Source organism: Pseudomonas sp. L7 (assembly GCF_046605565.1).
Taxonomy (GTDB): domain Bacteria; phylum Pseudomonadota; class Gammaproteobacteria; order Pseudomonadales; family Pseudomonadaceae; genus Aquipseudomonas; species Aquipseudomonas wayambapalatensis.
The window spans coordinates 4171540-4189511 of sequence record NZ_CP176784.1; the positions used below are offsets into that span (position 1 = coordinate 4171540).

19 protein-coding genes and 1 tRNA gene are annotated in these 17972 nt (G+C 61.5%); 2 read left to right on the forward strand and 18 right to left on the reverse strand.

Annotation, left to right across the window (positions count from 1 at the left end; translation table 11 throughout):
- Positions 1-8: 8 nt before the first annotated feature.
- Positions 9-1064, forward strand: a complete 1056-nt coding sequence (locus tag ACK3BK_RS19225; RefSeq protein ID WP_411383100.1) for an ABC transporter substrate-binding protein — start codon at positions 9-11, stop codon at positions 1062-1064.
- Between the two features lie 4 nt (positions 1065-1068).
- Here ACK3BK_RS19225 and ACK3BK_RS19230 read toward each other — a convergent pair whose 3' ends face one another.
- From ACK3BK_RS19230 to ACK3BK_RS19240, 3 genes are all read right to left on the reverse strand, one after another.
- A complete protein-coding gene (locus ACK3BK_RS19230) occupies positions 1069-1638 on the reverse strand; it encodes a CatB-related O-acetyltransferase (RefSeq protein ID WP_054890988.1) in 570 nt (189 codons plus the stop codon).
- A gap of 76 nt (positions 1639-1714) precedes the next feature.
- Positions 1715-2593: a glycosyltransferase family 2 protein gene (locus tag ACK3BK_RS19235; protein ID WP_411383101.1), complete on the reverse strand. Its 879-nt coding sequence runs from the start codon at positions 2591-2593 to the stop codon at positions 1715-1717.
- Positions 2594-2703: 110 nt separating this feature from the next.
- The gene (locus tag ACK3BK_RS19240; RefSeq protein WP_411383102.1) at positions 2704-3915 is read right to left on the reverse strand and encodes an N-acetylmuramoyl-L-alanine amidase; all 1212 of its coding nucleotides are present in this window, start codon (positions 3913-3915) and stop codon (positions 2704-2706) included.
- A gap of 250 nt (positions 3916-4165) precedes the next feature.
- Here ACK3BK_RS19240 and katB point away from each other — a divergent pair, with 250 nt between their 5' ends.
- Complete coding sequence (gene katB / locus ACK3BK_RS19245) at positions 4166-5707, forward strand: catalase KatB (protein ID WP_411383103.1); 1542 nt, start codon at positions 4166-4168, stop codon at positions 5705-5707.
- A gap of 165 nt (positions 5708-5872) precedes the next feature.
- Here the strand turns inward: katB and ACK3BK_RS19250 are convergent.
- The 15 genes from ACK3BK_RS19250 to aspS all read right to left on the reverse strand — a co-directional run bounded on the left by ACK3BK_RS19250 (position 5873) and on the right by aspS (position 17971).
- Positions 5873-5948, reverse strand: a tRNA-Lys gene (locus ACK3BK_RS19250).
- 60 nt (positions 5949-6008) lie between these two features.
- Positions 6009-6683 (reverse strand): 7-cyano-7-deazaguanine synthase QueC, encoded by a 675-nt coding sequence (gene queC, locus ACK3BK_RS19255; RefSeq protein WP_186667172.1) that lies wholly within the window; start codon positions 6681-6683, stop codon positions 6009-6011.
- A 17-nt stretch (positions 6684-6700) separates the two neighbouring features.
- Complete coding sequence (queE, locus tag ACK3BK_RS19260) at positions 6701-7348, reverse strand: 7-carboxy-7-deazaguanine synthase QueE (RefSeq protein ID WP_186667173.1); 648 nt, start codon at positions 7346-7348, stop codon at positions 6701-6703.
- Positions 7349-7508: 160 nt separating this feature from the next.
- On the reverse strand, positions 7509-8315 hold the full coding sequence (gene ybgF, locus ACK3BK_RS19265) for a tol-pal system protein YbgF (RefSeq protein WP_186667174.1): 807 nt from the start codon (positions 8313-8315) through the stop codon (positions 7509-7511).
- 6 nt (positions 8316-8321) lie between these two features.
- The gene (pal, locus tag ACK3BK_RS19270; RefSeq protein ID WP_023381906.1) at positions 8322-8819 is read right to left on the reverse strand and encodes a peptidoglycan-associated lipoprotein Pal; all 498 of its coding nucleotides are present in this window, start codon (positions 8817-8819) and stop codon (positions 8322-8324) included.
- Positions 8820-8872: 53 nt separating this feature from the next.
- Positions 8873-10144: a Tol-Pal system beta propeller repeat protein TolB gene (tolB, locus tag ACK3BK_RS19275; RefSeq protein WP_054890993.1), complete on the reverse strand. Its 1272-nt coding sequence runs from the start codon at positions 10142-10144 to the stop codon at positions 8873-8875.
- Between the two features lie 26 nt (positions 10145-10170).
- A complete protein-coding gene (gene tolA / locus ACK3BK_RS19280) occupies positions 10171-11238 on the reverse strand; it encodes a cell envelope integrity protein TolA (RefSeq protein WP_186667175.1) in 1068 nt (355 codons plus the stop codon).
- Positions 11238-11690, reverse strand: a complete 453-nt coding sequence (gene tolR / locus ACK3BK_RS19285; RefSeq protein ID WP_012315816.1) for a protein TolR — start codon at positions 11688-11690, stop codon at positions 11238-11240. The genes tolA and tolR overlap by 1 nt, the downstream gene beginning before the upstream one ends.
- A gap of 14 nt (positions 11691-11704) precedes the next feature.
- Positions 11705-12400: a protein TolQ gene (gene tolQ / locus ACK3BK_RS19290; RefSeq protein WP_054890996.1), complete on the reverse strand. Its 696-nt coding sequence runs from the start codon at positions 12398-12400 to the stop codon at positions 11705-11707.
- 2 nt (positions 12401-12402) lie between these two features.
- Positions 12403-12855, reverse strand: a complete 453-nt coding sequence (gene ybgC / locus ACK3BK_RS19295; protein WP_186667177.1) for a tol-pal system-associated acyl-CoA thioesterase — start codon at positions 12853-12855, stop codon at positions 12403-12405.
- Between the two features lie 125 nt (positions 12856-12980).
- Complete coding sequence (ruvB, locus tag ACK3BK_RS19300) at positions 12981-14027, reverse strand: Holliday junction branch migration DNA helicase RuvB (RefSeq protein ID WP_054890998.1); 1047 nt, start codon at positions 14025-14027, stop codon at positions 12981-12983.
- On the reverse strand, positions 14024-14641 hold the full coding sequence (gene ruvA / locus ACK3BK_RS19305; protein WP_186667178.1) for a Holliday junction branch migration protein RuvA: 618 nt from the start codon (positions 14639-14641) through the stop codon (positions 14024-14026). The genes ruvB and ruvA overlap by 4 nt, the downstream gene beginning before the upstream one ends.
- Positions 14642-14750: 109 nt before the next feature.
- A complete protein-coding gene (ruvC, locus tag ACK3BK_RS19310) occupies positions 14751-15275 on the reverse strand; it encodes a crossover junction endodeoxyribonuclease RuvC (RefSeq protein WP_054891000.1) in 525 nt (174 codons plus the stop codon).
- A 64-nt stretch (positions 15276-15339) separates the two neighbouring features.
- Positions 15340-16086, reverse strand: a complete 747-nt coding sequence (locus ACK3BK_RS19315) for a YebC/PmpR family DNA-binding transcriptional regulator (RefSeq protein ID WP_186667179.1) — start codon at positions 16084-16086, stop codon at positions 15340-15342.
- 109 nt (positions 16087-16195) lie between these two features.
- On the reverse strand, positions 16196-17971 hold the full coding sequence (gene aspS / locus ACK3BK_RS19320; protein WP_054891002.1) for an aspartate--tRNA ligase: 1776 nt from the start codon (positions 17969-17971) through the stop codon (positions 16196-16198).
- Between the last annotated feature and the right edge of the window lies 1 nt (position 17972).

Genomic DNA, 17972 nt, shown 5'->3' on the forward strand with positions numbered 1-17972 from the left:
TCGCTTTCATGAAACACGTCAAACGTATCCTCGGCACCGGCTTGTCCTGCCTGTCACTGGCCCTGCTCGCCGCCAGCCCCACGCTGCAGGCCGCCACCCCGACCCTGTACCTGGGCATGAACGGCGGCACCATGGAGCGTACCTACGCCGACAAGGTGCTGCCGGCCTTCGAGCAGGCAAACAACGTCAAGGTGGTGATCGTGCCCGGCACCTCGGCCGACCATCTGGCCAAGGTCCAGGCCAACAGCAAGAAGCCGCAGATGCATGTGGTGATGCTTGACGACGGCATCATGTACCGAGCCATCTCGATGGGGCTGTGCAGCAAGCTGCAGCCCAGCGAGGCCTTGTCGCAGATTCCGCAGAAGGCACGCATCAAGGAAGAAGCCGTGGCCGTCAGCCTCGGCGTGACGGGGCTGGCCTACAACACCCGCCTGTTCGAGAAGAACGGCTGGGCCGCGCCAACCTCGTGGAGCGACCTGCAAGACCCGCGCTTCAAGGACAAGCTGGTGTTCCAGTCGCTGGCCTCCTCGACCTTCGGCCTGCACGGCTTCCTGATGTACAACCGCCTCCAGGGCGGTGACGAAAGCAACGTCGAACCGGGCTTCAAGGCCTGGCCCAAGCAGGTCGGGCCGAACGTGCTGGAGTACATCGCCAGCTCGGCGAAGATCTCCGAGATGGTGCAGACCGACGAGGCCGCGTTGTTCCCACTGACGCCCACCCAGGTCACCACCTTGCAGGCCAAGGGTATCCCGGTGGCCTACGCCCAGCCCAAGGAAGGGGCAGTGGTGCTGAACTTCGCCGAATGCGTGGTGGCCAACAACGACCAGCCGGAGCTGGCGCAGAAGCTCGCCGCCTACCTGCTCACGCCTGCGGCCCAAGCCCCGGCGCTGGAGGAAGGCGACCAGATTCCGTCCAACCCCACGACCCCGACCACCGAACGCACCCGCGGCCAGGTCGAGGCGATGCAGCAGTATCAGCAGAGCGCCGTGGTGGTGAACTGGGACGAGGTCAACCAGCAGCGGCCGCAGTGGAACGCGCGCTGGAGTCGGTCAATCGAGCGATAGAGCCTCAGCGGCCCTGACGGGCTCTGGCGTATCCGAGGAAGGCGTCCAGGTCAGCGCTGCTGAGCATGCGCGCCACCTGCTTGACCTCTTCCATCGGCCAGTCCCACCAGGCCGCCTCCAGCAAGGCTTCACGCACCGGCTCGTCGAAGCGCCAGCGGATGAACTTGCACGGGTTGCCACCAACCACCGCAAATGGCGGTACATCGCGGGTGACCATCGCCCCGGCGGCAACGATGGCGCCGTGGCCGATGGTGACTCCGGAAAGGATCACCGCGTTGGTGCAGATCCAGCAGTCGCTGCCGATCACCACGTCGCCCTTGCTGGGTGCGTAATCCTTGATGTCTTCCAGGCCGTCGATCATTGCCGGAAATGGATAGGTGGTCAGCCAGTCGGTTCGATGCTCGCCTCCCAACAGCACCTGAACACCTGCGGCGATGGAAGTGTAATTACCGATGCGCAAGACGGCATCATCACCAAAATCGGTGACCTCGGGGATACCGTAGCTGCCCACGCCGACCGTGCTACGCGGATAGCGCAGGCGGATCTTCTCCGCCGCACGCTCAAGTTTGTCCATCGCCCGCAGACGCTTGCGTTCGCGGCGCTCGGCCAGGTTCCTGAAGAATTTCACGGCAGGCGCTCCTCGATCGGCATCAACGGTGGAACATCAGGCGCTTGATGCGCTTGAGGGTGGTCTTGTTGTAGTGGCGCAGGGGAATGCTGCGCAGCAGATCCCAGGCGTAGGCCTTGTCGGCAACCACGGCATACTTGAGCGCCTTGTGCACCAGCACCGAGCGCCCACGGGCATAGCCCGGATACTGCTGGTAGGGCGCGATGGCCTTGAGATCGGCCTCCAGCAGCACCTTGAACTTGCGCGACAGGTTGTTGGGGTGGCGGCGGTAGCGGGTGACGCACACCGGCAGCTCGTGGATCTCGTAGCCCTGGGCAGCAATGCGCAAGGTCATCTGGAAATCCTGGACCTTGATGGCCGGGTCGTAGAAATCAGCCGCGCGCATCGCTTCCATCCGGTACAGCGAGCCGGGCGCGCCGACGACCACTGCGTCACGCAGGATCTCGGCGAAATCGAAGGTCTTGATTTCGGTGCGTTGCTGCGCCTTGATGTCGCGGCCTTCGGTGTCCATGTAGACGATCAACGCACCGACACAACCGACCTTTGGGTGGGCGTCCAGGTAGGCGGCGCGAACACTCAGGGAGTTCGGCAGCATGATGTCGTCGAGATCGGGGGTCGAGACATAGACCCCACGGGCATGCTGCAGGCCGGTATTGAGCGCACCACTGACCCCTTGGTTGGCCTGGGTCAGCAAGGTGAAATCGTAGGTCGATTGCAACGCGCGGAGCATCTCGACGCTTCGGTCGCTGGAGCCGTCGTCGACGATGATGACTTCAAAGTTCGGGTAGTCCTGGGCAAAGATGCTCGCCAGTGCCGCCTCCAGGTACTTCTCGGCGTTGTAGCAGGGGGCGACGACCGAGATCAACGGTGCCTCAGTGGTGGAAGTACATCCTTGCGTCATCGTACTGGCAAGCCTCTGTGCGCGATCCGTGAGCGGGTCGCAGGGTTCAGCCCTGGACCGTAAAGGCGCACAGTATACGCAAGCCCGCTGCGTTCTCGAAGCGGCCCGCTTCAGCCTTGGGCGCCAGGCTCGGCCAGGCGGTACGCGGCGAGCGCGGCCAGGTAGCTGCCATCGGGGGCGCGCCTGCGAAAGTGCTTGTCGAGCCCGGCGAAAATAGCTTCGGCGACCTTGCGCTGGTGACGAGGATCCTGCAGCCGCTGGCAATCCCGGGCATTGGACATGAAGCCAGTCTCCACCAGGATCGAAGGCACGCTGGGCGACTTGAGCACCGCGAAACCCGCCTGCTCCACCCGGGCCTGATGCAGACCGGCCACGCCTTCGAGCTGGCCCAGCACCGAATGCCCCAGGTCCAGGCTGGTGGAGATGGTCGCATTCATCGACATGTCCAGAAGCACACCTGCCACCACCGGGTCCTTGGGTGGTTTTTTCAACACGCTGGATACCCCGACGAAATCGGCATCGTTCTCGCGTTGTGCCATCCAGCGCGCCACTGTCGAAGTAGCACCATGCTCGGACAGGGCGAACACCGAGGCACCGGATGCGGTGCGCCTCGGCGCCGCGTCGGCATGCACGGAAATGAACAGGTCGGCGTTCAGCCGTTGGGCCATTTCGGCACGTTTGCGCAGCGGGATAAACACGTCCTGATTGCGCACCAGGCGCGCCTTGAAGCCCTTCTGCGCATCGATGCGTCGCGCTAGCAGGCGGGCGATGGCCAGTGCTACAAGCTTTTCCTGCTCACCGCCACTGCCGACGGCACCTGGGTCCTTGCCGCCGTGACCGGCGTCAATGACGATCAGCAGGTCACGCCCCTGCGGCGGTGCCATATTCCCGACAGCCTTGCCCGTCGGCACTGCGGCCGCAACTGGCAATCCGCCAAGACGCAGGGCCAACTGCCGACCGCGGGCGAGCGTCTGCAACTCGCCGGAAATTCCCGATGAGCGCAGGTCCAGCACAATGCGCAAGCCGCCGTCTGCAGTCGCTGCACTGCGAATTGCCTTGATCGGCGTGTCCTTGAGGGCCAGCCCATCAAGCGAAGTCGCCAGCCCCGCGCCTTGCAGATCAAGAACCAGTCGCGGTGGTGCTTCCAGGGTGAAGGTGCGAGCGGGTATCGGGCCACTGAGGTCCAGCAGCAGGGTCGTGCCCTCTGCCCCCTGGCGCAATACTGCACCGCGAACCTGCTCGGCGGTATTGGCCAGCACCAGGCGGCTGACAGGCAAGGTGCAGCCGGCAAACAGCAACTGTAGGAAGGTGCGTCTCTCCATTGCGAAGGGCACTCATGTCGACAAAAAGATGATGAATATTATTGTTATAACATAACAATTTAAAGTGACGTGCAAGGATTTTTCAAGCGCCACCCTTCCCTCCCACGGCCACCTGACCAGCGACCGCAGAATGTGGATCGTTGAAGTTCCTTGCAAGGATTGGGAATTCTCCCATTCATCTGATCTGCACGGGCTGATTAAGGTTGCGGCTGCGTATCTCGGCGCACAACTACAATCGTCAGGAGTTTCCGTGAAACCTATCAGCCCATCCTCTTGCCCGGGTCGCTTGCTGCTCGCCGCCAGCCTCGTCGGCAGCCTGTGGTCAACTGCTGCCCACGCCGCACCCTTGACCCGCGATAACGGCGCTCCCGTAGGCGACAATCAAAACTCGCAAACCGCCGGCCCCAATGGCCCGGTGTTGCTCCAGGATGTACAACTGCTGCAGAAACTGCAGCGTTTCGACCGTGAGCGTATTCCCGAGCGCGTCGTGCACGCCCGCGGCACTGGCGCCCATGGCGAGTTCACTGCCAGCGCCGACATCCGTGACCTGAGCCAGGCCAAGGTCTTCACTCAGGGCACCAAGACCCCCGTATTCGTGCGCTTCTCCAGCGTCGTGCATGGCAACCATTCTCCGGAAACCCTGCGCGACCCACGCGGTTTCGCCACCAAGTTCTACACCGCTGACGGCAACTGGGATCTGGTAGGCAACAACTTCCCGACATTCTTCATCCGCGATGCGATCAAATTCCCGGACATGGTCCACTCGTTCAAGCCCGACCCGCGCACCAACCTCGACGATGACGCGCGACGCTTCGATTTCTTCTCCCACCTGCCAGAAGCCACCCGCACCCTCACCTTGCTGTATTCCAACGAGGGCACGCCGGCCAGCTACCGAGAAATGGACGGCAACAGCGTGCATGCCTACAAGCTGGTCAATGCCGAAGGCCAGGTGCACTACGTGAAATTCCACTGGAAGAGCCTGCAGGGCCAGAAGAATCTCGACCCGAAACAAGTCGAGAAGATCCAGGGGCGCGATTACAGCCACATGACCAACGACCTGGTCGCTGCAATAAACAAGGGCAACTATCCGAAGTGGGATCTGTACATCCAGACACTCAAGCCTGAACAACTGGCCACCTTCGACTTCGACCCGCTGGACGCGACCAAGATCTGGCCCGATGTGCCCAAGCGCAAGATCGGCCAGATGGTACTCAACCGCAACGTCGACAACTTCTTCCAGGAAACCGAGCAGGTCGCCATGGCGCCATCGAACCTGGTGCCCGGCATCGAGCCGTCGGAGGACCGGTTGCTGCAAGGACGGCTGTTCTCCTACGCCGACACCCAGTTGCATCGCGTCGGAGCCAATAACCTGAGCCTGCCGGTCAATCAACCGCGCAACGAGGTGAACACCATCAACCAGGACGGCGCCATGAATGCCGGCGCGACCGCCAGTGCTATCAACTACCAGCCCAGCCGCCTGCAGCCCCGTGAAGAAATCGCCGGTGCGCGATATGCCCAGACACCTCTGAGCGGCAGCACTCAACAGGCGAAGATCCAGCGAGAACAGAACTTCAAGCAAGCCGGTGAACTGTTCCGCGGCTACAGCAAGAAGGATCAGCAGGATCTGATTTCAAACCTTGGCAAGGCGTTGGCAAGCGCGGACGAAGAAAGCCGCTACATCATGCTGTCTTACTTCTACAAGGCCGACACCGACTATGGCATGGGGCTCGCCAAAGTCGCCAAGGCCGACCTGCAACGGGTTCGCCAGATGGCCTCGCAGCTTGAGGACTGACGATCAGCCAGAGGCCTGACAGCTGCGCTCCAGAGCCCCACGCGTGGTTGAACCAGGCGGGGGGTTCGACTGGGGACCAATCAGAGGAACGACGGAAACAAAAAAGCCCGCCATAAGGCGGGCTTCTCGTACAGCGGTTTCAATACATGAAAACCGCTGAGAATATGGTGGGTCGTGTAGGATTCGAACCTACGACCAATTGGTTAAAAGCCAACTGCTCTACCAACTGAGCTAACGACCCGTTGGATGGCGCGTATACTACTGATTTCTCAGAGAAAATCAACACCCCATCGCATTATTTTCAAAAATAACGTGTTGGATCAGCGATCCCGGCAGCCTTGAAGCCTTCAGCACGCAGGCGGCAGCTATCGCACTTACCGCAGGCACGGCCATCGTCGTCGGCCTGGTAACAGGATACTGTGAGGCTGTAGTCCACCCCACGGGCAATACCGGCCTCGACGATTTGCGCCTTGCTCAGGTTCTGCAGTGGCGCCTGGATGCGGAACCCCTGACCTTCCACCCCCGCCTTGGTAGCCAGGTTGGCCATGCGCTCGAAGGCCTCGACGAACTCCGGGCGGCAATCGGGGTAACCCGAATAATCAACAGCGTTGACGCCAATGAAGATGTCACGAGCTTGCAGCACTTCTGCCCAGCCCAGCGCCAACGACAGGAATACGGTATTGCGCGCCGGTACGTAGGTGACCGGAATACCCTCGGTAGGTGCTTCAGGCACATCGATACTGCTGTCGGTCAGAGCCGAACCGCCAATACCATCGAGGTTCAAGCCAATGACCTTGTGCTCGACCACGCCCAGATCGCGAGCCACCCGCGCAGCTGCGTTGAGCTCAGCGCGATGGCGCTGGCCGTAATCGAAGCTCATGGTGTAGCAACTGTAGCCCTCGGCCTTGGCCATGGCGACCACAGTGGCCGAGTCCAGACCGCCAGACAGCAGGATTACCGCACGTTTTTCAGTCATGTCATTCACTCTCTTGATCAGCGGCCCGGTTCGTCGTTCCACAGCAACTTGTGCAGTTGCAGTTGGAAGCGCACGGGCAGGTTGTCGGCGACGATCCAGTCGGCCAGGTCGCTGGCGCTCACCTGATGGTGGCTGGGCGAGAACAGGACTTCACCTGCCCGTTCTTCGAGGTTGTACTGGATCAGCTTGGACACTGCCCAGTCGTAGTCCTCACGGGAGCAGATGACGAACTTGACCTGATCATTGCTCGTCAGGTGTTCGATGTTCTCGTAGCGGTTACGGTGAACCTCTTCCGAACCTGGGGTCTTGAGGTCGACCACGCGACTGACCCGCGTGTCCACCCGCGAGATGTCGAGCGCGCCGCTGGTCTCCAGCGAAACCTCGTAGCCCGCATCGCACAGGCGCTCAAGCAAAGGCAATACGTTGGGCTGGGCCAACGGTTCGCCGCCAGTGACGCAGACATAGCGCGGGCGAAAACCTGCAACCTGCTCGAGAATGTCGTCGAGGGTACGCAGTGTGCCACCACTGAATGCATAGGCACTGTCGCAGTACTGGCAGCGCAGGGGGCAACCGGTCAGGCGCACGAACACGGTGGGCAAGCCAGCCGTTCGCGTTTCACCCTGTAACGAGTAAAAGACTTCGGTGATACGTAATGTGTCTTGCATGGTCGCCACGGGCGTGACAGCTATACAGGCTGACCGCCTCCGTCAGGCACTGCTGCAGACTCGACATAGCGTTATCCGCAGCAGCGTGTTTACGAAAAAAGGGCAGAGATTCTAACGAAAAAACCCGCGCCAGGCGCGGGTTTCTTTCAAGCGGTGCAGTTCAGAGCTTCTGAAGGTCTCGCTGGGCCAGTTGCGCGGCAGAGGTGCCGGGGTACTGGGTGATGACCTGCTGCAGGATACCCTTGACCTTGTCGGTGTGGCCCATGCGACGTTCGACATCGGCCAACTTGTACAACGAGTCAGGCACCTTGCTGTGCTTGGGGTACAACTGGCTGACCTTGGCGAAGGCCTGACCGGCACCTTGCAGGTCGCCTTTGGCGAGGTTGACCTCACCCAGCCAGTACTGCGCGTTGCCGGCGTACTGGCTGTTGGGGTACTTGCGCAGGAAGGCACTGAAGGCCTGGCTGGCCTTGTCGAAGTCTTTCTGTTTGATCAGATCGAAAGCAGCATCGTAGAACAGCTTTTCTTTCGCCGGATCGGCCGGCTCGCCACTGGCGGCCGGTTGCTGCGCAGCGCTTGCGCCTGCAGCGGCACCTGCGGCGTCGGATGCGCCACCGGTGGAGGAATTATCGGGTGTAGCGGCTGGCGCGGCACCACTGTTGATACGGCGGTCCAGATCCTGGTAACGCTCCAGGTTTTCCTGCTTCATGCGCGACACATCGTTCTGCAACTCTTCGATGATGCCTTGCTGACGGGAAATCTGGTCCTGCATCTGTTGCAGTTGCATGAACAACTGACCCTGTGCAGAAGCAGGGGCCGAAGCCCCTGCCCCGGCATAGGCGCCGCTCGTGCCATAACCCGAAGGCGGATAGCTGCCTCCGTTGTCATCAACTACAGGAACCGCAGCCCACGCAGAAAGCGGCAGGCTGAGGGCGAGGACGGTTACAACACGACGGCACATACGCATAAGAACTTACTTACGCAGTTCTACGCGGCGGTTCTGAGCCCAGGACTGCTCGTCGTTGCCGGTAGCAACTGGACGCTCTTCGCCGTAGGAAACCAGTTCCAGTTGAGCAGGGGAAACGCCCTGCAGAACCAGGTAGCGCTGAACGGCCTTGGCACGACGCTCGCCCAGAGCCATGTTGTACTCGCGGGTACCGCGCTCGTCGGTGTTACCTTCCAGAACAACACGGTTGCCGTTGGCTTTCAGGTCCTTGGCGTGAACGTCCAGGGCGCGCATGGCTTCTGGCTTCAGATCCGAGCTGTCGTATTCGAAGTAGAAGGTGGTGATTGCGCGCAGGGCGGCTTCTTCGCTCAGGGAACCGTCAACAGCGCCGGTGTTTGCACCGTAGCCAGCGTTCGGGTCAACAGCGCCTTCGCCAGCGTTGTCACCGCCCTTGGAGGAGCAACCTACAGCTACGGCCATGGCCAGAGCCAGCGCAGCGAATTTACCAAACTTCAGCATTTCCATCGTGAAACTCCTAATGAAACCCCAGTGTGTTAAGCAAAATTGTTACGCCGCAATCAGTTCAGGTAGGGGGACCAGGACGGTTCTCTGACTTCGCCTTGAGCGGTAGGAAGTGGGAGCCTCACACGGCCGTTAAGCGACACGAGCATCAAGACTCCCCGGCCCTGCTGGCGGGTGGCGTAGATTAGCATGGTGCCGTTAGGCGCAACAGTGGGAGACTCATCAAGACTTGTTTCAGAAAGAATCTTTACACTTCCCCGTTGCAAGTCCTGAGCAGCCACCTTGAAGTTGGTGAAACCTTCCTGGCGATGAATCATAACCAGGGTCTTTTCATCCGCCGACAGTTTCGGGTTGGCATTGTAGTTGCCAACGAAGGTCACACGCTCGGCGCCACCGCCACCTACCGAAGTCTTGTAGATCTGTGGCTTGCCACCACGGTCGGAAGTGAAGTACAGCGTGTTGCCATCCTTGCCCCAGAACGGCTCGGTATTGATACCAGGACCTGCAGTGACACGGCTGATCTGACGCGACCCCATGTTCATCACATAGATGTCCGGGTTGCCGTCCTTGGACAGCACGAACGCCAGGCGATTGCCATCGGGCGACCAGGCTGGTGCACCGTTGAGGCCTTCGAAGTTGGTGATCTGCTCGCGGCGACCGGTGTCGATGTGCTGGACGAAGATACGTGGACGCTTCTGCTCGAACGAGACATAGGCGATACGCTTGCCATCAGGTGCAAAACGCGGCGACAGGATGGGCTCGCGCGACTGCAGCAGCGTCACTGCACGGGCACCGTCATAGTCGGAACGCTGCAGGGTGTAGCGGGTGTTGTTGGTCGAGAATCGCTCGGCAGTCACGTACAGCATGCGAGTGGAGAACGCACCCTTGATACCGGTGAGCTTCTCGAACGACTGGTCGGCGATGTAGTGCGCCATGTCGCGCAACTGATCGACGCCACCACCGACACTGCCGGTCAGCACCTGTTGCTCGGTTGCAACGTTGAACAGCGCGTAGCTGATCTGCAGGCGACCACCGGACGGCACGATGCTACCGACCATCACGTACTGGGCACCCAGCGCCTTCCAGTCGCGGAAGATGACTTCGCTGGCCTGGGTCGGCTGGCTGATCATGTTCTGCCGCGGGATGGGCGCGTAGTAGCCGGAGTTGCGCAGATCGTTGCCGATGATGTCGGCCATGTCTTCCGGCAGCACGCTGCCACCCTGCAGACCGAACGGCACTACCGCGATGGGCGTGGCCCGATCGCTGCCGCTGGTGACCAGGATGTTCTTTTCCTCTGCCACGGCCATGCCTGCCACGCAGCAGAGCATGACCAGCAGTCCTCTCAGACGTTTAATCACAACGCTAGATCCTCAGGTGTAAATGTCATCTTGAACGAACGATACGGATTGAACTCGTTCGGCTTCAAGCCCTGCATTTCAGTCAACCGGCCAATGTTCTTCACCGCGGCCACGGCCGAGCTGTCGAACGGACCGTCGCCACTGGACTTGGCCACGCTCACATTGGTGATCGTGCCGTCCGGCAGCATGTTGATCTGCAGGACTACCGTCATGCCCTTGCGCGCGGATGGCGGACGCGCCCAACCTTCGGCCGCACGCATGCGGATGAGGTCGTCGAAATCACCTGCCACCTGGTCGCCTTGCTCATCGGCCAGTGCCTGCTGACGCTCGGTGGTGTCGGACAGCAACTCGGCCAGGGCCTGAGCCTTCTTGTCTTCAGCCGCCTTGCGGGCCGCATCCTGTGCCTTTTTCTTCTGTGCATCCGCAGCGGCTTTCTTCTTCGCCTCTTCGGCTGCCTTCTTCTTCGCTTCCTCGGCCGCCGCTGCTTTCTTCTTGGCGTCCTCGGCTGCTTTTTTCTTGGCGTCTTCGGCGGCTTTCTTCTTCGCCTCCTCGGCGGCCGCTTTCTTGGCTTCTTCCTCAGCCTGCTTCTTGGCCTCTTCCTCGGCCTTTTTCTTGGCGATATCCGCTTGCTGCTTCTTCGCTTCCTCGGCCTTCTTCTGCTCGGCGGCTTTCTTCGCTTCCGCAGCCTTGGCGGCGTCTTCAGCTTTCTTAGCCTCGGCGGCTTCGCGGGCTTCCTCGGCCTTTTGAGCGGCGTCGGCTTTCTTTTGTTCCGCGGCCTTCACAGCTTCCTGCTCGACCTTCTTCTGCTCCATCTGCTCGACTTCAGTCTGGCGTGAAGCCGTTTTCTTGGCTTCCCCGGCAATCTTCTGATTGGTCTGGGTGGTCGCCTGACTCTTGGACTTGAGCTGATAGAGCGTAGCCTGGACGATAGGCTTGGAAGGCGGCAGTTCGGGGGTCATGGCGAAGCTGACGAACAGCAGGCCGAACACCAGCACATGCAGACCAATGGCCCAGACGCTGGGCCAGAAGTAGCTTTCCGAGGCAGATGGCTCTCGCTGTTGCATCAGGGCGCCTCGGTAATCAGGCCAACGTTACCGACACCGGCTTTCTGCAACCCGCCCATGGCGCCCATGACCGCGCCGTAGTCGACGGCCTTGTCACCCCGGATAAACACCTGGGTCTGTTTGCCCTGGTCACGGCCGGCAGCAATGATCTTGGTCACCGCGCTGGTCATTTCCGGCAGGGTCATCGCCTTGTCCATCTGCTTGTCGGTATCGACTTCGCTACCGAGGTTCCAGTAGTAGGTTTTGTCGGCCTTGATCGAGATGGTGAGGATCTGGACGTTGTTGTCCTGCGGTAAGGCTTCGCTGGAAACCTTGGGCAGGTCGACCTTCACGCCCTGGTTGAGCATGGGTGCGGTCACCATGAAGATGACCAGCAGCACCAGCATCACGTCGATGTAGGGCACCACGTTCATCTCGGCGACCGGCTTGCGTTTGTGGCGAACTCGGGCCATGGATGTCTACCTGATCACTCTTCGCTGGTGTGTACTTTGCGGTGCAGGATCGCCTGGAACTCATCGGCGAACGTGTAGTAGCGACCGATCAGTGTTTCGCTGCGTGCAGCGAAACGGTTGTAGGCGATGACTGCCGGGATCGCGGCGAACAGGCCGATCGCGGTGGCGATCAGTGCCTCGGCAATGCCGGGCGCCACGGTGGCAAGGGTGGCCTGCTGGGCGCTGGCCAGGCCACGGAAGGAGTTCATGATGCCCCATACGGTACCGAACAGACCGATATACGGGCTGGTGGAACCGACGGTAGCCAGGAACGGCAGGCTTTGCTCGAGTTTCTCTTCCTCGCGGGAGATGGCCACACGCATGGCGCGCCCCACCCCTTCCATGACCGCATCAGGGTCGACGCCCGGCTGCTGGCGCAGGCGCGAAAACTCCTTGAAGCCGGCGCGGAAGACCTGCTCGACACCCGAATCCGGATCAGGGTTGCTGCCGGCCTGGCGATACAGTTTGGACAGGTCGATGCCCGACCAGAAACGCTCTTCGAACGCGTCCAGCGCACGACGACCGGCGCGCAGCATGGTGCTGCGCTGGAAGATCATGATCCAAGAGGTCACCGAGGCTGCCACGAGAGTCAGCATTACCAGCTGAACCACCACACTGGCATTGGCGACCAGGCTCCACATGGAGGTATGGTCGACGACGTTTGCTTCCACGCTTATTCTCCTGCGTTCGATTGAGTACCCATGCCGTCCGCCATGAAAGCGTCGCGCAGTTCAGGGGGAATGGCCCGGGGTTTGAAAGTGTCGGCGCGCACGGCGGCCACCAGGAACTGCCCTTCGCAAAGCAGTGTTTCATCCGTTTCCCGCCAGACCTGCTGCACGAAGCGCAGGCTGGCGCGATTCAATTCAAGTACTTGTGCGGTTACCCGTAACGCATCGTCCAACCGTGCCGGCGCGTGGTAGCGCGCCTCGCTGGAGTGGACGACGAACAATAGATTCTGTTCCGCCAGCTCGGACTGGGAAAACCCCAGGTGCCGCAACCTCTCGGTGCGTGCACGTTCCATGAATTTCAGGTAGTTGACGTAGTACACCACCCCGCCTGCGTCAGTATCCTCGTAATAGACGCGACAACGATGAGCGAACGGGTCCTGCCGATTTTGCGCGCGCATACTCTAGTGCTTACTCCTCAGCTTGCCAATCCGCCCCGGCAACTGTTTTTTCAGGGGAAATGTCGTATTGCCAGCGCTATCGCAAAGTGCCAGCGCTAGGACCACGAAAACCCCAATTCGATCTGTCACTCATCGTCAGGATCAGAAAATTCTCCGCCCTCTGCAAAGCGCCCCGGAATGTTCAGGCCGAAATGCAGGTAGGCGTGACGGGTGACCACGCGGCCACGCGGTGTACGCATGATGTAGCCCTGCTGGATCAGGTACGGCTCGAGGACATCCTCGATGGTGTGCCGCTCTTCGCTGATCGCAGCCGCCAGGTTGTCCACACCGACCGGTCCGCCATCGAATTTCTCGATCATGGTCAGCAGCAGGCGCCGGTCGGAATGGTCGAAACCGCGCTCGTCGACATCCAGCAGGTTCAACGCCTTGTCGGCGATTTCCTTGGTGATCTGGCCCTTTGCACGCACCTCGGCGTAGTCACGCACGCGGCGTAGCAGGCGGTTGGCGATCCGCGGCGTACCGCGGGCGCGACGGGCGATTTCGAAAGCGCCCTTGTCTTCGATGGCAAGCCCCAGGATGTTCGCCGACCGGCTGACGATGGTCGCCAGGTCCTGGTTGCTGTAGAACTCCAGGCGCTGGACGATGCCGAAACGGTCACGCAGCGGGTTGGTGAGCATCCCGGCCCGGGTGGTCGCACCAACCAGGGTGAACGGCGGCAGGTCGAGCTTGATCGAGCGTGCGGCAGGCCCCTCACCGATCATGATGTCGAGCTGGAAGTCCTCCATCGCCGGGTAGAGCACCTCCTCGACCACTGGCGAGAGGCGATGGATTTCATCGATGAACAGCACGTCGTGCGGCTCGAGATTGGTCAGCATCGCCGCCAGATCACCCGGACGCTCGAGGATCGGGCCGGACGTGCTCTTGACCGAAACCCCCATCTCGTGGGCGATGATATTGGCAAGGGTGGTCTTGCCCAGACCGGGCGGACCGAAGATCAAGGTGTGATCGAGGGACTCGTTGCGGCCACGGGCGGCCTGGATGAACAGGCCCATCTGCTCGCGCACCACCGGCTGGCCGATGTACTCGTCCAGGCTCAACGGGCGAATGGCGCGGTCCTGGACCTCTTCGCGGTCGCGCCCGCTGGCGGCGATCAGGCGGTCGGCTTCGATCACTTGACGATCATCCCTTTGAGGCTATGGCGAATCAGCTCCTCGCTGCTCATGTTCGCCTTGTCCTTGATCGCCGACACTGCCTTGCTCGCTTCCTGCGGCTTGTAGCCCAACGAAATCAGGGCGCTGACCGCATCGGCTTCGGCGCTGGAGGTGCTGGCCACTGGCAGTGGGCCATCAGACACCAGGGTGAACATCGCAGGCGAAGTTTCCCAGGCCTTGAAACGGTCCTTGAGCTCGACCAGCAGGCGCTCGGCGGTCTTCTTGCCAACGCCCGGTACGCGCACCAGAGCCGACGCATCCTGGGCCTGCACGCAGCGCACCAGCTCATCGACCTCGAGGCCCGACATCAACGCCAGAGCCAGCTTCGGGCCGACGCCATTGAGGCGGATCAGCTCGCGGAACAGTTCACGCTCGCGCTTCTCGAAGAAGCCATAGAGCAGGTGGGCATCTTCGCGGACCACCAGATGGGTGTGCAGCGTCACCGCTTCGCCGACCTTGGGCAGGCGGTACAGCGTCGTCATCGGCACCTCCAGCTCATAACCCAGGCCATTGACATCGATAATCAGGTGCGGCGGTTGTTTTTCCGCCAGGGTGCCACGCAAACGTCCAATCACGTTCGGATCCTTTCTCTCGGGCGTCTGGTCGGTGACCGGACAACCCTATCAGCAAATGCGGCGGGTGAGCGTGTCACCCGGACAAAATGTGTATCAGGGCATGAAGCTGTTACAGACGCAAGCGCCCACCGCGCCGGCGTGCAGTGGCCAGGCCGTGGGGCACCAGGCTGGAGCGTGTATGGGCGTGGCACAGGGCGATGGCCAAGGCGTCGGAGGCGTCGATCTGCGGCTTCTGCGTCAGCTTGAGCAGGTGCATGACCATCAGCATGACCTGATCCTTGTTCGCCCCGCCCGTACCGGCCACTGACTGCTTGACCTGGCTGGCCGTGTATTCGGCGATCTCCAGGCCCGCCTCGGCGGCGGCGACGATGGCTGCACCACGGGCCTGGCCAAGCTTGAGCGCCGAATCGGCATTGCGCGCCATGAACACCCGCTCGATGCCCATGGTGACGGGGCCATGCAGGCGAATCACCTCGCTGACGCCGCGAAACACGATCTGCAGCCGCTCATGCAACTCGCCGCCACCCGTGCGGATGCAACCGGAGGCCACATACTCGCACCCCCGCGGCGTGTGGCGCACCACACCATAACCGGTGATTCGCGAGCCGGGGTCGATACCAAGAATCAGCGTCATAAAGCCTGCGGTTCTTTACACATTTCACTGGCCCGCGAAGAGACCCTGAAGACCAAGGAGAACCTTAGCCGAGTTTTTCCATGATCTCGTCGGATATCTGCGCATTGGAGTAGACGTTCTGCACGTCGTCCAGGTCCTCGAGCATATCGATCAGCTTGAGCACCTTCTCTGCGCCGTCCTGGTCCAGCTCGGCGCTGGTGGTCGGCTGCATGACGATTTCTGCGTCGGCGGCCTTGAAGCCCGCCTCTTCCAGCGCATTGCGCACGGCGTAGAAGCTGTTGAAGGACGTGAAGACGTCGAACGAGCCATCGTCATTGCCAACCACATCATCGGCATCGGCTTCCATGGCCGCTTCGATCAGCGCCTCTTCATCGACGCCCGGCGCAAAGCTGATCTGCCCCTTGCGCTCGAACAGATAGGCCACCGAGCCATCGGTACCGAGGTTGCCCCCGCACTTGGTGAACGCATGGCGCACAGCCGCTGCTGTGCGGTTGCGGTTGTCGGTCATGGCCTCGACCATGATCGCCACGCCACCGGGGCCGTAACCCTCGTAGCTGAGCTCTTCGACGTTGTCGCTTTCGTTGGTGCCGGCCCCGCGGGCGACCGCACGATCGATGATATCGCGGCTCATGTTGGCACCCAGCGCCTTGTCCAGCGCCAACCGCAGCCGGGGATTGGAGGCCGGATCACCACCACCCTGCTTGGCAGCGACGGTCAGTTCGCGAATCCACTTGGTGAAGATCTTGCCTCTCTTGGCATCCTGGCGTTCTTTGCGGTGCTTGATGTTCGCCCACTTGGAATGACCGGCCATAACGACTCCAAATCCTTGAAACAGAAACAGGTTCCGCCCCGAAGGGCGGAACGCGGAAAATCCTGCGCACAAGCGCGAAGCGCCCCGAATCCGGGGCGCCTGCGGTTGGTTACTCGACCTTGGTCTGCTCACGCAGACGGATGTGCAGCTCGCGCAGAGCCTTGGCATCGACCAGGCCCGGGGCCTGGGTCATGACGCACGCAGCGCTCTGGGTTTTCGGGAACGCGATCACTTCGCGAATCGACTGGGCGCCAGTCATCAGCATGACCAGGCGATCCAGGCCGAAGGCCAGGCCACCGTGTGGCGGGGCGCCGAACTTCAGGGCGTCGAGCAGGAAGCCGAACTTCTCTTCCTGTTCCGCCGCCTCGATACCCAACAGGCGGAAGACGGCCTGCTGCATCTCTTTGCGATGGATACGGATCGAACCGCCACCCAGCTCGGTGCCGTTGAGCACCATGTCGTAGGCACGCGACAAGGCGGTGGCCGGGTTGGCCTCCAGCTCTTCAGGGGTGCACTTGGGCGCAGTGAACGGGTGGTGCAGCGCGGTGAAGCTGCCGTCTTCGTTCTCCTCGAACATCGGGAAGTCGACGACCCACATCGGTGCCCACTCGCAGGTGAGCAGGTTGAAGTCGTGACCCAGCTTGATACGCAGCGCGCCCAGGGCCTCGCTGACGACCTTGAACTTGTCGGCACCGAAGAACACGATGTCGCCATCGACCGCGCCGACGCGATCCAGGATCACGTTGAGGTTGGCCTCAGGGATGTTCTTGACGATCGGCGACTGCAGGCCCTCGACGCCCTTGGCGCGCTCGTTGACCTTGATGTACGCCAGGCCTTTGGCACCGTAGATGCCGACGAACTTGGTGTACTCGTCGATCTTGCTGCGCGGCATGGCAGCGCCACCCGGCAGGCGCAGGGCAGTGACGCGGCACTTCGGATCGTTGGCAGGGCCTGCGAAGACCTTGAAGTCGACGTCCTTGAGCTGGTCGGCAACATCGACCAGTTCCAGCGGGATGCGCAGGTCCGGCTTGTCGGAGCCATAACGACGCATGGCTTCCTCGAAGGTCATGTGCGGGAAGTCGCCGAACTCGAGGTCGAGCACTTCCTTGAACAGCTTGCGGATCATGCTCTCGGTGAGGCCCATGATCTCGGACTCGTCGAGGAAGCTGGTCTCGATGTCGATCTGGGTGAATTCCGGCTGGCGGTCAGCGCGCAGGTCTTCGTCACGGAAGCACTTGGCAATCTGGTAGTAGCGGTCGAAGCCGGCCACCATCAGCAGTTGCTTGAACAACTGGGGCGACTGCGGCAGGGCGAAGAAGCTGCCTGCGTGGGTGCGGCTCGGCACCAGGTAGTCGCGCGCGCCTTCCGGAGTGGCACGGGTCAGGATCGGCGTTTCGACGTCGAGGAAGCCGTTCTCGTCGAGGAAGCGGCGGATGCTGCTGGTGATGCGCGAACGCAGACGCAGCTTGTCGGCCATTTCCGGGCGACGCAGGTCGATGAAACGATAGCGCAGGCGGGTTTCTTCGCCGACGTCAGAGTATTCGTTCAGCGGGAATGGCGGGGTTTCAGCTTCGTTGAGCACGTTCAGCTGGTAGCCGAGGATCTCGATGGCACCGGAGGCCATGTTCGCGTTCACCGCACCGTCCGGGCGCTTGCGCACCTTGCCGGTGATCTGCACCACGTATTCGCTGCGCACGCGGTCGGCAGCGGCGAAGGTTTCGGCGCGATCCGGATCGAACACGACCTGGGCCATGCCTTCGCGGTCACGGATGTCGAGGAAGATCACCCCGCCGTGGTCGCGACGACGATGGACCCAGCCGCAAAGGGTGACTTCCTGGCCGTCCAGGCTCTCGTTCAGTTGGCCGCAATAATGGCTGCGCATCATG